The sequence below is a fragment of the Hallella multisaccharivorax DSM 17128 genome (assembly GCF_000218235.1).
Taxonomy (GTDB): Bacteria; Bacteroidota; Bacteroidia; order Bacteroidales; family Bacteroidaceae; genus Prevotella; species Prevotella multisaccharivorax.
Window position 1 is genome coordinate 1 of record NZ_GL945017.1, and the last position, 13,477, is coordinate 13,477.

Annotated in this window: 10 protein-coding genes and 1 pseudogene; 1 reads left to right on the top strand and 10 read right to left on the bottom strand. The window is 46.8% G+C overall.

What is annotated here, in order from left to right; genetic code table 11:
- Positions 1 to 388: 388 nt before the first annotated feature.
- The 5 genes from htpG to mnmE all read right to left on the bottom strand — a co-directional run bounded on the left by htpG (position 389) and on the right by mnmE (position 5,988).
- Entirely contained in the window at positions 389 to 2,443 is a 2,055-nt protein-coding gene (gene htpG, locus PREMU_RS00300; protein ID WP_007572217.1) for a molecular chaperone HtpG, read from the bottom strand.
- A gap of 273 nt (positions 2,444 to 2,716) precedes the next feature.
- Positions 2,717 to 3,277 (bottom strand): Maf-like protein, encoded by a 561-nt coding sequence (locus PREMU_RS00305; protein WP_040557906.1) that lies wholly within the window; start codon positions 3,275 to 3,277, stop codon positions 2,717 to 2,719.
- 23 nt (positions 3,278 to 3,300) lie between these two features.
- A complete protein-coding gene (locus PREMU_RS00310; RefSeq protein WP_007572221.1) occupies positions 3,301 to 3,819 on the bottom strand; it encodes a KdsC family phosphatase in 519 nt (172 codons plus the stop codon).
- Between the two features lie 50 nt (positions 3,820 to 3,869).
- Positions 3,870 to 4,601 carry an SDR family NAD(P)-dependent oxidoreductase gene (locus PREMU_RS00315; protein WP_007572223.1) on the bottom strand — a complete coding sequence of 244 codons (732 nt, stop codon included), beginning with the start codon at positions 4,599 to 4,601 and terminating at the stop codon, positions 3,870 to 3,872.
- A gap of 25 nt (positions 4,602 to 4,626) precedes the next feature.
- Complete coding sequence (gene mnmE, locus PREMU_RS00320; RefSeq protein WP_007572225.1) at positions 4,627 to 5,988, bottom strand: tRNA uridine-5-carboxymethylaminomethyl(34) synthesis GTPase MnmE; 1,362 nt, start codon at positions 5,986 to 5,988, stop codon at positions 4,627 to 4,629.
- A 184-nt stretch (positions 5,989 to 6,172) separates the two neighbouring features.
- On the opposite strand from mnmE, the pseudogene PREMU_RS15435 reads away from it, so the two are divergent.
- A pseudogene (locus PREMU_RS15435) lies at positions 6,173 to 6,950 on the top strand (glycoside hydrolase family 28 protein); the annotation flags it as partial.
- A gap of 141 nt (positions 6,951 to 7,091) precedes the next feature.
- Here the strand turns inward: PREMU_RS15435 and ftsH are convergent.
- The 5 genes from ftsH to PREMU_RS00350 form a co-directional block, all read right to left on the bottom strand.
- The gene (gene ftsH / locus PREMU_RS00330) at positions 7,092 to 9,002 is read right to left on the bottom strand and encodes an ATP-dependent zinc metalloprotease FtsH (RefSeq protein ID WP_007572227.1); all 1,911 of its coding nucleotides are present in this window, start codon (positions 9,000 to 9,002) and stop codon (positions 7,092 to 7,094) included.
- A gap of 217 nt (positions 9,003 to 9,219) precedes the next feature.
- Positions 9,220 to 9,975 (bottom strand): LytR/AlgR family response regulator transcription factor, encoded by a 756-nt coding sequence (locus PREMU_RS00335; RefSeq protein ID WP_007572228.1) that lies wholly within the window; start codon positions 9,973 to 9,975, stop codon positions 9,220 to 9,222.
- Positions 9,972 to 11,009 carry a sensor histidine kinase gene (locus tag PREMU_RS00340; RefSeq protein WP_040557907.1) on the bottom strand — a complete coding sequence of 346 codons (1,038 nt, stop codon included), beginning with the start codon at positions 11,007 to 11,009 and terminating at the stop codon, positions 9,972 to 9,974. Before PREMU_RS00340 ends, PREMU_RS00335 begins: the two co-directional genes overlap by 4 nt.
- 65 nt (positions 11,010 to 11,074) lie before the next feature.
- The gene (locus PREMU_RS00345; RefSeq protein WP_156803921.1) at positions 11,075 to 11,986 is read right to left on the bottom strand and encodes a hypothetical protein; all 912 of its coding nucleotides are present in this window, start codon (positions 11,984 to 11,986) and stop codon (positions 11,075 to 11,077) included.
- A 107-nt stretch (positions 11,987 to 12,093) separates the two neighbouring features.
- On the bottom strand, positions 12,094 to 13,464 hold the full coding sequence (locus PREMU_RS00350; RefSeq protein WP_007572231.1) for an MBOAT family O-acyltransferase: 1,371 nt from the start codon (positions 13,462 to 13,464) through the stop codon (positions 12,094 to 12,096).
- Positions 13,465 to 13,477 lie beyond the last annotated feature (13 nt).

A 13,477-nucleotide genomic window follows, 5' to 3' on the forward strand; every position in this document is an offset into this window, starting at 1 on the left:
AAACGCTTGTTATTCGCCAGTAAAGTATTATCTTTGCAAACAGAATAACAAGCGTTCTTTGTTAGGCAGAAAACAGCGAAGCCAAGTAGCTCGCTCGTTTCCAAATCGTTACCAGTTTAGTTGCATTAATAATGTAACTTATTTATTTTCAATTAGATACACTTTAATAAATATCTTACGGCGTAATCGCGATGCCTTTACGCCGTAATCGCATCGCCTTTACGCCGTAAACGCGATGCCCCTTCTGCATAGGCATCCATCAACATCCCGCAAAAGGCACTAAAAAAGCCTGTGTTGAATCAGAGTGGATGGCAGCATAGCCAACCGCCTCCATTCAACACAGGCCTTAGATACCTCTATACGGTTTAATCACATGTCATAAAACCCATCAACCGATCAGCTCCACGCTTCTCTTAAGGAACTGGTCGAGAGCCTCGCCTTTGAGCATGCCGTTTTGCAGCAATGCAAGGTCAATGAGCTGGTGAACAATCTTGTTGCCCTTGGCATACTCGTCGAGAACCTTGTTTTTCTTGTCACGCTCATCGTTGATAACCTTCTCTGTATTCTGCAGATCGTCCTTTTCTTCCTGGCTGATCTCCTCAGGCTTCTTACCCGATTGGCTCTGATGCAGCGCTGCCAGACGGGCCTCCTGTCCCTTAAGATCACTCTCGATGGGCTTTAGCTGTGCCTCCACACTCTTCTTAGTATCGTCGAGCACTTCTTTCACAAGCTTGTGATCACTATTGAGCACCACCATATACGAATCAGGCATCTGGTTATAGAAGCTCATACCAGGCTGGAAACGGCTCATCTCCTTCATGCGGCGCATATACTCACTCTGCGTGATGACCACCGGTGCGTTGCCTTCACCAAGAGCCTGCACATCGACGGCATAGTTTGCCTTGTCAACATTGGGCATTTGCGAACGGAAGACTTCTGTCAGTTTGTCACGGTCGTCCTTGTCAAGTTCCTCTTTCTGAGCATCATCTTTAGTGATGAGCCGGTCGATAATGTCAGCGTCCACACGCGAGAAACGGCTCTTTTCAAATTTCTGCTCCAGCATGCTCACCATGGGAACATCCAGCTCGCCGTCAAGCAACAACACGCTATAGCCCTTCTCCTGAGCCGACTTGATATAAGTATACTGCTCCTCCTTGTTGGTGGCATAGAGGTACACGAGATCGCCGCCCTTATCGGTCTGGTTGTCCTTGATAAGGGACTTGTACTCGTCGAAAGTGAAATATTTCCCCTCTACGTCCTTGAAGAGCGCAAATTCCTTGGCGCGGTCGTAGAAATCCTCCTGCGACAGCATGCCGTAATTGATGAAAAGCTTCAGGTCATCCCATTTATTCTCATAGTCCTTACGGTCATCCTTAAAGGTCTGCTGCAGGCGGTCGGCCACTTTCTTAGTGATATACGTGGAAATCTTCTTCACGTTGGCATCGCTCTGCAGATATGACCGGCTGACATTGAGCGGGATATCGGGTGAGTCGATGACGCCATGGAGTAGCGTCAAAAAGTCGGGGACAATGCCTTCCACTTGGTCGGTGACGAAGACCTGATTGCAATAGAGCTGAATCTTGTTGCGCTGCAAGTCGATGTTGCTGTGCACTCGTGGAAAGTAAAGAATACCCGTGAGGTGGAAGGGGTAGTCCACGTTAAGGTGAATCCAGAACAGCGGCTCGTCCTGCATAGGATAAAGCTCACGATAGAACTTCTTATAGTCCTCGTCTTTCAGAGTCGACGGTGCCTTTGTCCACAGAGGTTCCACATTATTAATAATGTTATCCTCCTGTGTTTCCACTTCCTTGCCGTCTTTCCACTCCGTCTTTTTGCCGAAAGCCACTGGTACAGGCATGAAACGGCAGTACTTTGTCAGTAATAACTGAATCTTATTCTTCTCCAGATATTCCTTGCAGTCGTCAGAGATATGCAAGATGACGTCGGTGCCGCGATCGGCTTTCTCCGCCTCTTCCAGCGTGAACTCCGGAGAACCGTCACACGTCCAGTGCTCACCCTGTGCGCCGTCGCGGTAGCTCTTGGTGAAAATTTCCACCTTATCTGACACCATGAAAGCAGAATAGAATCCAAGACCGAAGTGGCCAATGATGGCGTTCGCCTCATCCTTGTATTTGGAAAGGAAATCTGTCACGCCCGAAAAGGCAATCTGGTTGATGTATTTGTCAATTTCCTCAGCCGTCATCCCGATGCCTCTGTCGCTGATGGTCAAAGTCTTGGCATCCGCATCAAGCTTGATATGAATAGTGAGATCACCCGCTTCCCCCGTAAAATCGCCTTTCTGCTGAAGCGTCTTCAACTTCTGAGTGGCATCAACGGCATTGGAGACCATCTCGCGCAGAAAGATTTCATGATCTGAATAGAGAAACTTTTTGATGACGGGGAAAATGTTCTCGGTCGTAACCCCGATATTGCCTTTCTTCATTTTGTCTGTTATATTTTGATTTTACTGCCCCAAAGAGTGCAATAAGTATGCCAAATAACAGAAAATGTAAAATGAAATGAGTTTTTTCATACTTCGATGTAAAAAAACCGATTTTTTGACAACACAATCAAATATTTATATTATCTTTGGGACGTTAATTCATTTCAATAGGTTTAGGTTAGTTTTTAAAAGGTTAAAAGGTGCCCCATTCTGAGTCGTGAGACCGGGGAATGGGGATTCTTGTTTTTAGCTCACAGTAAGTCTGTCGGTGCTTTACAACTGCTCTTTGAGCGCCTCATAAACACGCTCTACCGGAAGGCCCATAACATTGTAGAAGCTGCCTTCCAACCTCGTCACTCCTATATAGCCGATCCATTCTTGAACGCCATAAGCACCGGCCTTGTCGAATGGCTTGTAATGCTCCACATAGTAGGCGATCTCCGCATCAGAGAGATTGCGAAAAGTCACCGCTGTAGTCTCCGAGAAAGACTTTTGTGATTCGCTGGTAGTCAAACACACACCCGTGACGACTTGATGTGTATGTCCACTCAGCCTGCGTAACATACTGCGGGCTTCGTCAGCATCGCAGGGCTTGCCCAAAATATCGCCATCGAGGATGACCACCGTGTCGGCAGTCAACAGTAATTCATCGCCAGCAACATGGTATACCGATGCTTTCTCACGCGAAATAAACTCAGGAACTTTATCAACCGGAAGACTTTCCGGATAACTTTCACCGACACCTTGTATCACTTTTACTTCAAAAGCAAGGTCCAAACCTTTGAGTAACTCGCGGCGGTGCGGCGAGTTGCTGGCCAATATCAACTTTTTCAATTGTTATAGCGCATTTATTCTTGTTACCATCCAAAAGCTTTCTCCGAACTCAACCACAGCCCCTTCGCCTTCAACAATTGCTCCAAGACATCACGGGCACAACCATATCCGCCCTTGTATGGCGATACATAGACCGATACATTCTTTATCTCCTCGCAAGCGTCCACAGGACAACATGGGCATCCTACCCTACACATTATCTCATAGTCAGGAATGTCATCGCCAACATAAATGACCTCATTGTCATGTAGACCATACTCTCCAAGGAAGCGCTCGTAAGTCTCAATCTTTACCGCACATTTCATGAAAACATCCTTCATGCCAAGATATTCATAGCGCTTACGGATGGCTACAGAGTCTCCACCCGTCATAATGGCAAGATGAATGCCCATCTTCACGGCAAGTTGTATGGCATATCCGTCCTTGATATTAAGGGTGCGAAGTGGCATACCACTACTGTCCATCGACACAGTATTGGCAGACAGTACTCCGTCAACATCAAAGATGACTGCCTTGATTTTTGTAAGGTCATATTCTATCATACGGCAAAGGTAAACAAAAAAAGCGAAGGAAAACAGGGTAACTCTATTATTTATTCAGTTCTGATCCTCAGATGTCTCCAGAGCCAGTTGGGTATCCATCTCCAAAAGAATGTCAGCAAGCGGTAGCGGCTGTCAATAACGGTTACATGTCTTTTACTCTTTATGGCTTCCACAATGCTCTTTGCAACCTTTTTCGGGTCCATAAGCATGGGATAGTGTCTGCCATCGTTGAGCAGAGCCGTGCTTACAAAGCCTGGACGTATGTCTGTGAAGCGAATGTTGAGCTTCCGCATGTTGGCCTGTTGCTCCAATGCCTGTAGATAACAGCTCTGAAAAGCTTTTGTGGCACTGTAGGCGGGAGCTGCTCCCAGGCCCTTTGTCCCTGCAATGGAAGAGATGGCCGCAATTTGGCCATGGCCTTGTCTTGAGAAATAGCGGTAAGCAGCGCCTGTCATTCGGGCAAAGCCGAGACTATTTGTTGAGATGGTGCTCAACTCTTTGTCAGCACTCAGGTCATAGTTCTGATAACCAATGCCGGCGATGTGGAGATAGAGATCAATACCTCCCAATTCCTCAATGAGCCGTAGCAGCTTTTCATCGGCACCCTTTTCAGTGATATCGATAACGGCGGGCACTACTTGCTTTGGGTAAACATTCTTCAGATCTTGAATGCTGTCTTTCCGACGTGCGGCAAGCCCCAGCTTCCAGCCTTCCTCCAGCAGCAGACGCGCAATCTCCAGCCCCATGCCGGAAGAGGCTCCCATGATAATGGCTTTCTTCATTTTGTGAGCTACGTTTTACTTTCAGCTATTTTCCGATGCAGAAATGTGAGAAGATATTATTTAGCGTCTCCTGCGGAGTAATACGTTTCTGTCCGGTGATATCGGCGAGATCATCAATGACGAGACGCAGATCTTCGGCAAGAAGATCGGACGAGAGATTAGATGAGATCCCTGTGATGACACGGGCAAGATCGGCATGTGCCTTCATCAGGTCGGCTTGATGGCGCGCATTGGTTACAATGACATCTGTTGAGGACATACAGGGTAGGTCAAGTCCATGGAGGATGAGAGATTCAAGCTCTGAAATACCCGTGCCTTGTTTTGCGCTGATCTCAATGCGCTGTAAGGAGACAGGAAGGATGGGGCTGTGATGGTGAAGGTCTGACTTGTTGACAATAACAAAAAGATGTTTGTCTGCTGCTAATGCCTGCATGCGGGAGATCTCCTCATCCGTTGGTTGGCTGTCGATCACCCACAACACGACAAATGCTTTTCTCATGGCTTCTAAAGTCCTCGCAATGCCGATATTCTCTATCTTGTCGCTGGTCTTTCTTAGACCGGCTGTATCAATGAAGCGGAAGAGTATGCCACCGATGGTTGTGGTGTCTTCTATCGTGTCGCGCGTAGTGCCGTCTATATCTGACACGATGGCGCGCTCCTCACCCAACAAGGCATTGAGTAGGGTGGACTTTCCCACATTGGTTTTCCCCACAATAGCGACTGGCACCCCCGATTTCATCACCTTTCCTGCCTCGAAGCTCTTTGCCAGGCTCACGATGCGTTGGTCAATTTCTTCTGCAAGTTGCCCTAATGCCGGCCTGTCAGCAAACTCGAGATCCTCATGATCAGAGAAATCCAACTCTAATTCCAGAAGCGAAGTCATCTTAAGCAATCTATCCCTCAAGGAGCCCAATTCTTTGCTGAATCCCCCTTTCAGCTGACTGATAGCAAGCTGATGTTGCATCTTATTGGTTGACGCGATCAGGTCAGCCACAGCCTCTGCCTGCGAGAGATCCAATTTCCCGTTGAGATAAGCCCTCCGCGTGAACTCGCCGGGGCCGGCCTGTCTGGCGCCTTGTGACTGCAAGAGCATGAGGATGCGCTGGGCCACGTACCGTGACCCATGGCAAGATATTTCTACGCTGTCTTCACCTGTATAACTATGGGGTGCCCTGAAGACGGAGACAATGACATCATCAATCGTTTCACCCTCCTGAGTGCGAATCTCACCATAATGGAAAGTGCCACCTTGAGCAACCATTATCTTCCCTGTAAATACCTGCTGGGCAATCGACAGAGCTTCCGGCCCACTCATTCTGATCACAGCAATGGCTCCCCCTATCGGAGTGGAAAGGGCAGAAATGGTTCCATCATGAAGTAAGGACATATTTATCTATTTGTTTTGCAGTGTAAAATTACGACTCTTTTATGAGACAAGCAAATGCTGATCCTACAAATTTAACGAATAATATTTTTTTATATATTATTTATTGTTTGACTTTGCCATCATTAATGAGGCTCGTATATGAAATCAAAGATCGAACCTATTATTCGCCTTTCTTGCATGCTTCCTGTGGGCTGACGCAAGAGATTTCACCATAGTATACCAGCAACAAAAAGACTTTACAAAGACTATTCAACATCCTATCGATGCGTGCTGCGCAAGTGGCGGCGGCCGTGTCTGCTTCATTCCTCGTACCGATGGCTATCATGGCGAGACCGCCTTTGTATCGGGGCCTATTGAACTGAAAAGTAATGTTGAAATCGTGATTCCTTCCGGAGCCGTTTGGAAAGCGGACCCCGATGAACACCTTTACACCACCAGTGCTTTCGGATCCAATCGTGGTGAAGGCATGCTCTGGCTTTGGGTAAGGGATTCAAGGAATATTAAGATAAGCGGTCAAGGCACCATAGATGGAAACGGCGCAGCATTCATGGGCAGAGAATCGGCTGACAGCTATGAGCTAAAGCCTGTCGCCGATGTTGACCCGCGCCCCCATGTGCTGACCCTTTTCGGCTGCAGCAATACCCTTATCCATGAGCTGACCATCAGAAACGGAGCCTATACTGGACGGTTCATCTTGCGGGTTGCAATGATGTTGTCATCGACGGTGTCAACCTATTCAATAACCTCAAGATCAGAAACGGAGACGGCATCGATATTGATCATTTAAAGAATGTGCGAATCAGCAACTGCCATATCACACTTCCGGTGACGACTGTATCTGCCTGAAAAACAGACGTGAGTTTGAGGCTTATGGCTCTTGACGCGACATCACCGTCAACAATTGTACAATGATCTCGCGCTCTTACGCAGTCAAGATTGGGTCAGAGAATATGGACAGTATCTATAAAAATCCTTGAGATGATTGATAAGCCAAGGTATGTATAAATGAAAGCGGGAGCATCGAAATTTATTTTCGACGTTCCCGCTGCTATGTTTGTCTACCTACTCATAGGGATATCGGTTTACACCAATTCAAGTATCTTTTAGTTGGATGGCTCATTCTTTATTACATCCATAAACTCCTTGCCAGTAATGGTCTCTTTCCTCAAAAGAATGGCAGCGGCTGCATTCATCTTGTCCTGATTGTCAGTAATCAGTTTCACGGCTTTCGCGTGAGCCTCACTGATTATACGTGTAACCTCGTCATCGATAGCCTTCTCTGTCTCAGCACTGCATGTGATACTGCTTGCACCTCCCAGGTAGCGGTTGCGCTGCTGCTCGAGTTGGACCATGCCGAAATGGTCGCTCATTCCATAGGTGGTGATCATCAATCGTGCAAGCTGAGTGGCCTTTTCGATATCATTGGAAGCACCTGTGGTACATGTATGACACATCACCTCTTCAGCAGCCCGACCGCCGGTAAGCGTGGTGATTTGCTGTAATATCTCAGTCTTACTCATGAGATGCTTCTCCCCGGCATCGACCTGCATTGTGTAACCAAGGGCCCCACTCGTACGCGGCACGATCGTAATTTTCTGTATTGGTGCCGTTCCCGTCTGCATGGCAGCGACCATTGCGTGTCCTATTTCGTGATAGCTGATAATCCTCTTTTCTTCGGGAGAGATAACGGCGCCCTTTTTCTGCTCTCCCGCAATGACCGTTTCTACACTCTCCTCGATATCCTGTGTCGTTACGGCATGTTCGCCAAGTCGGACAGCACGAAGTGCTGCCTCATTAACGATATTGGCTATATCGGCACCACTGGAGCCGGCTGTAGCCCTACCGACGGCATCGAAATCGATGTCAGCATGCTTAACATGACGGAGATGAACCTTGAAGATAGCCTTACGACCTTCAAGGTCGGGAAGTTCCATAATAACTCGGCGATCAAAACGTCCTGGGCGTAACAAGGCCTTATCGAGGCTTTCCGGCCTATTCGTGGCTGCGAGGATGACGACTCCCTTTGTGGCATCGAAGCCATCCATCTCCGTGAGCAATTGATTCAGTGTCTGTTCTCTCTCATCATTTCCCATAGCCTGATCTCTGCTCTTGCCGATAGCGTCGATCTCATCGATGAAGATGATACAAGGAGCTTTCTCAGCAGCCTGGTGGAAGAGGTCACGGACTTTTGCGGCACCCATGCCAACGAACATCTGTACGAATTCTGAACCGCTGATTGAGAAGAATGGCACATGAGCCTCACCGGCGACAGCTCGGGCAATGAGCGTCTTTCCCGTTCCTGGGGGACCGACGAGAAGAGCGCCCTTTGGCAGACGGGCGCCAAGAGATGTATATTTTTTAGGGTTATGGAGGAAGTCGACGAGTTCCATGAGCGTCGCTTTAGCCTCATCCTGGCCGGCAACGTCCTCAAAGCGTGTCTTCACCTCACGTTCGGCATAGACCTTTGCACCGGATTTGCCGATAGAGAGAAAACTTGCGCCACCACCGACACCTTTCATCATTTTATTCGTTCCGGCACGCCAAATCCACCAGAAAATCAACCCGGGTAAAATCCACCAAATGAAGAAATCTACCAATGGAGAGTTCTTCTGGGGCACTTCTTTCGACAATTCTATTTTACCGGTCTTCGTCGGAGCTTTGGCATTCAGCAAGCGCGTGACGAGTTGCGGGTCGTTGACCTCAGATGTGCGATAGGTCTGCACGGTTGACTGTTGCTGAGAGAAAGGATTATAAGTCTTTGACGTTTTGTCGGTATTCTTATCTTTCGGTGACAGAATGTCATAATAGATATAGCCGTCCTTGATGACGACCTTAGATACTTTACCCTTATCAAGTTGGGAAATAAATGTGATGTAGTCAGCATCTTTGATCTCTGACTTTCCGACATAGGGAAACAGGAGAGAGTTTAGGAGCACAAGAATGAAGATACCTATAATTACCCCATTCCAGTTGAACCATTGTTGCCGTTTCTCCGGCGTTGTCTGCTTCTTCATAAAATATTAATTTATGGATGAAATAGTCTTTCTGTCAACGAAAAGAACAAAGAATGTACCACAACATCGCTAAGGTATTGGAAATTCATCTATATTGATGACATCATCATAGAAGGCATGGCACATGTTATTAGCGATTCTGACAAGAGAGAGGTTCCCTTCAGTTCAGTATTTACAATATAGGCAATTCAAGACATCAATCAATGACTGGCTTTCCTCACTGGTCGAGCCATCTTTTGAGCTGGGCCGTTTTTTCTTTACTGACGACAATCTCCTCGTTGTCAAGTCCTTTCAGACGGATAATCAGCTTGGAATTGAAAGACAGGCTAATCTTCCGGATGCCTTTGATATTAGCGATATATTGGCGATTGAGCCTGAAGAATTCCTCTGGATCGAGCTGCGTCTCTAACTCTGCCATAGTAACAGGCAGTGAGAAGCAGGAGCTTCCGTCAATATGGGCATTGACCTTACCATTGTCCATACTGATATAATTGATTTTGTTGGCGTCCACCATGATCAGTTCGTCACCTTTATTGACAAGGAATCGCTTACGGTAATGGTGAGAGTCGCTGAGCATCCTGTCCAGTTTGACAAGGTTAGCGTCGGCATCAGCAGCATCAGAGAGCTTTAATTTACCGATAGCCTGTAAGAGCTCCTTGCCGTCGATGGGTTTCATGAGATAATCGAGCCCGTTGTTCTTGATGGCTTGCATGGCATATTCGTCATAGGCTGTAGTGAATATGACAAAGGCCTGGGGCATTACCTCACTGAAAGCGTCGAATACGTCACCATCTACCAAACGGATGTCGGAGAAGATGAGGTCGTAATCGTTGTTGGAACAGAGCTCATCGATAACCTCCTCCACGCTTGACAGTGGTCCATGCACCTCGATAGTGTCATCAATATCGCGAAGCAGTTTGGTCAAATGGCGGGCGCTAAATATATCGTCTTCTATAATCAGTACTTTCTTCATGATGCTGTGTCAATATGGATGATAGGCAATGTAACAGAGAAGGTATCATGTGTCTCTTTGAACTCCGGCTCTTTTCCGCACTCTATGACATACCGTTTGCGAAGGTTACTGATGCCCATGCCGTAAGATTCTATTTTTTGGTCGTTACGCGATGATCGGAAGATTCTGTTGTTGCTCACGACCAAGCTGTCGTCCTGACGGTTGATCACAATATGCAACATTTGACCGGAGATGGGCGCATTGTGTTTCACAGCATTCTCAATGAGCAGCTGTAGACTTAGGGCAAGGACGAATTCATTGCGACAGCCAAAAAAGTTGCCCATTTCCAATGAAATCATATTGTTGTATCTGATATTGAGCATCTCTACATACGTCGTTGAAAAGTATCTGACTTCCTCCATGGTTATCAGGTCTTTTTCAATATGCTTGAGCATATACCTGAAGACGCCTGCTAACTTGATGACATATTGCTCTGCCATCTCGGGATCTGTCTCTATCATCCCAACTAATGAGCTGAGGCTGTTGAACACAAAATGCGGGTTCAGTTGCAGTTTGAGATATTTCTTTTGAAGAGCCACATTCTCATTGCTTTTCTTAACGAGCAACTTTGCATAATGGATGGTCAGCCAGACACAGGCCATCATACTGGCAATCAGTCCGAACAGAAAGGAGTTGCCCCATATGTCACCACTCACGAAATTAGGAAAGAAACAGGAGAGGAACAGCTCCAACAGTCCGGCTACGAACAAGTTGGACAGCAACACCATAATGGCGTTCACGATAAGCGGTTTCCAGCCGTTCTTATTGTTGTGGAAGCGGTCGAGTCGGATGATCCAGTGGTTCAGCAGCAGACTGGTAAGCGCAAAGAGACCGCAGTAGCCGAAGTCGACCAACAGCCACCTATAGTCACCCTGTAGGTTCTGTGTGAAATCGTCGATATCGGCAAGCAACCATATCACGTCGTAGAGGAAGAAGAATGCCAGCGTAAAGGTCGCCCACTCTACAAAGAGATTGAAATAATGATTCTTTGTCATTGCTTGGGAAATAACACGTGTGCAAAAATAATAAATTTCTATCATTACCCAAGCATTTTCAATTGCTAATACTTCTTCTTGCCAGCATAAATGTCATGAAGAATGTCGTTACCCACCAATTTGCGGTAGTGATCCGAGTCATACCAATAATGATAATCCTCCCATCGCTTGCTGGTTGAATAGTCATGTACGGCCTCCTTCCCGAAGATTTGCTGCAAGATTGAGACATCATGAGGATTGAGACGTTCTTGATGGTATCTTGGTCCAATGACCCATTGAATATCCGTATGATGCCTTCTACAGAAATCTCGGATGGATAGCAGAATATCTATCTGCTGCTTGCCGATAGCCCGTGGAGCAGTCTTCATACTTGCCTTCTCCCTCATGGGAAGTAGGCTTGTCTGTTTCCAATAGTTCTCTCTGTCAGTAGCAATCGTTTGCTCTTGCCATAATACGGCATCATTGGTAACCTTCTCCCTGACGGGGATATGTGCATTAATGATATTCTCGCCACTCTCTCCAATCCTGCCTGTCAGCATATAATTGGCATAGGGTAGGAGAAAAGACGGGGATAAGAATCCTTGAAAATACGTAGTTTGATAGCTCAGCATACTCTTTCCGCTCAACGTAGGGGGCATTACATGCATGATACCCGATTGTGCTACTGTCTTCTCAAAGAAGCTGCGTTCAGTAACAATCAGCAGATGCTTCACCGGTGTATCCTTGAATGAATTGATGGCTTTGAGCTTCAAATACATATCGCCGAGTCCTTCGGCATTGGAAAAGAGCCGAAAGGGATGCGCATGGATGTATTTGTTCCACTCATGGCAGGAAAAGGCTTTGGTGCAGGAAGTACCTAAGATGAAAGAGTCGTAATGCTGCTGGCTGCGGGCATCTATGAATTTCTCCCATCCTATGGCACCCTCATTTTGCATGATATGGCTGTGATCATAGTCATCATAATGATAGAGAACCATGAATGGATCTTTGATAATATACAATATTACCAATGCCAATAAAGGTAACGCCAACAGCAGGCAGCGAAAATAGAATTTGAGTAAATCCTGTTTTGACTGTTTCATCCCTAGAATTGAATGTAAATGAAGTTCTCTACTCCGAAAGATCCGTAAAACATGATGATGAAGAGAATGCCGAAGTATAACATCCATCTCCACGGTGTCTTCAGATGCTCAGAAGCTGTGATAAGGTTTTTCTTGTCGTTGAAATGTTCAACAAGAAAGAGTAAAATGACTGCCACACCGAAAACGATCCAATAGAAATCTGTCATTCCTAAACGCAGTTCTTTGATACTTGTCTGGAATCCATTCAGCATATGAATGTAGGTGTAGAAAACATCTGACAGACGATTTATGCGGAAGAAAAGCAGTGACAGTGCAAAAAGGATGTAAGTGCGTACGATTTTTAGCGCATTGCCCAGGCATTTACCGAAAATACCATAGATCAGCTCTCTTCTTTTGCCGAGAAAAGTCTCTATAATGATGACAATACCTTGGAAGAGGCCATAGAAAGCAAAGGTCCACCCTGCACCATGCCATACACCAATACTGACGAAGGTGATGAGCAGCGACACATAGGTGCCCCATCGTCCCCAGCCACGCAGAGAGGCATTGAGTGGCGTGAATACATAATCACGTATCCAGAACGACAATGTCATGTGCCAGCGACGCCACAACTCTCCTGTAGACTTGGCGATGAAAGGACGGTTGAAATTCGGCTGCAGATTGAAACCAAGCATCCGGCCCAGTCCCAGTGCCATGCAGGTGTATCCACCAAAGTCGGCATAAAGCTGAATGGGGTACAGGGCTGTTGCCGTAAGCAGTTGTATGCCAGTCGCTTCACGGACATTGTCCAAAACAATATCGAGTGAAGGTGAAATTCGGTCGGCAATGACCACTTTCATAAACAGTCCCCACGCCACAAGCTTTAAGCCGCGAGTTACCATCGTATAATCAAAAAGGTGTGGCTTCTTCAGTTGTGGAAGCAGGTCGGCGGCCCGCTCAATAGGTCCGGAGAGAAACTTCACAAAAAGCAGCATGTAAAGGGTGAAATCTACAAAGTCGTCCTCCGGATCTTCCTCCCAGTAAATCTCTATGAGGTAAGATAATGCCTGAAAGGTATAAAACGAGATGCCCAGTGGAAACAATGGAAACCAATAGCGAGCTACCAGCCAAAAAGCCACCAGCGAAGCGATGCTCCCCCATAGCCAATAGTTGCATGCGGGAGTGTCGAGCGTGGCATGCAGTTTCTTTCCGACGAAAAAGGTGAAGGTGCTGACCGCAACAGCTATCAATAGATAGGCGATATGATACCATCCTATAAAAACCATACTTGCCGCCAACAGCACGGCGTGTTGCCATCGGCGGGATGTTCTCGCGTAATAGAGCGCAAAGGTGATGATCATACAAGCCACAAAGGGCAAAGACAGAAACTCCATTTCCCAGTCTACA

Coding starts and splice junctions, on each gene's coding strand:
- htpG (WP_007572217.1), bottom strand. CDS start 2,443: ATGAAGAAAGGCAATATCGGGGTTACGACCGAGAACATTTTCCCCGTC.
- PREMU_RS00310 (WP_007572221.1), bottom strand. CDS start 3,819: ATGATAGAATATGACCTTACAAAAATCAAGGCAGTCATCTTTGATGTT.
- PREMU_RS00315 (WP_007572223.1), bottom strand. CDS start 4,601: ATGAAGAAAGCCATTATCATGGGAGCCTCTTCCGGCATGGGGCTGGAG.
- mnmE (WP_007572225.1), bottom strand. CDS start 5,988: ATGTCCTTACTTCATGATGGAACCATTTCTGCCCTTTCCACTCCGATA.
- ftsH (WP_007572227.1), bottom strand. CDS start 9,002: ATGAAGAAGCAGACAACGCCGGAGAAACGGCAACAATGGTTCAACTGG.
- PREMU_RS00335 (WP_007572228.1), bottom strand. CDS start 9,975: ATGAAGAAAGTACTGATTATAGAAGACGATATATTTAGCGCCCGCCAT.
- PREMU_RS00340 (WP_040557907.1), bottom strand. CDS start 11,009: ATGACAAAGAATCATTATTTCAATCTCTTTGTAGAGTGGGCGACCTTT.
- PREMU_RS00345 (WP_156803921.1), bottom strand. CDS start 11,986: ATGGTTCTCTATCATTATGATGACTATGATCACAGCCATATCATGCAA.
- PREMU_RS00350 (WP_007572231.1), bottom strand. CDS start 13,464: ATGGAGTTTCTGTCTTTGCCCTTTGTGGCTTGTATGATCATCACCTTT.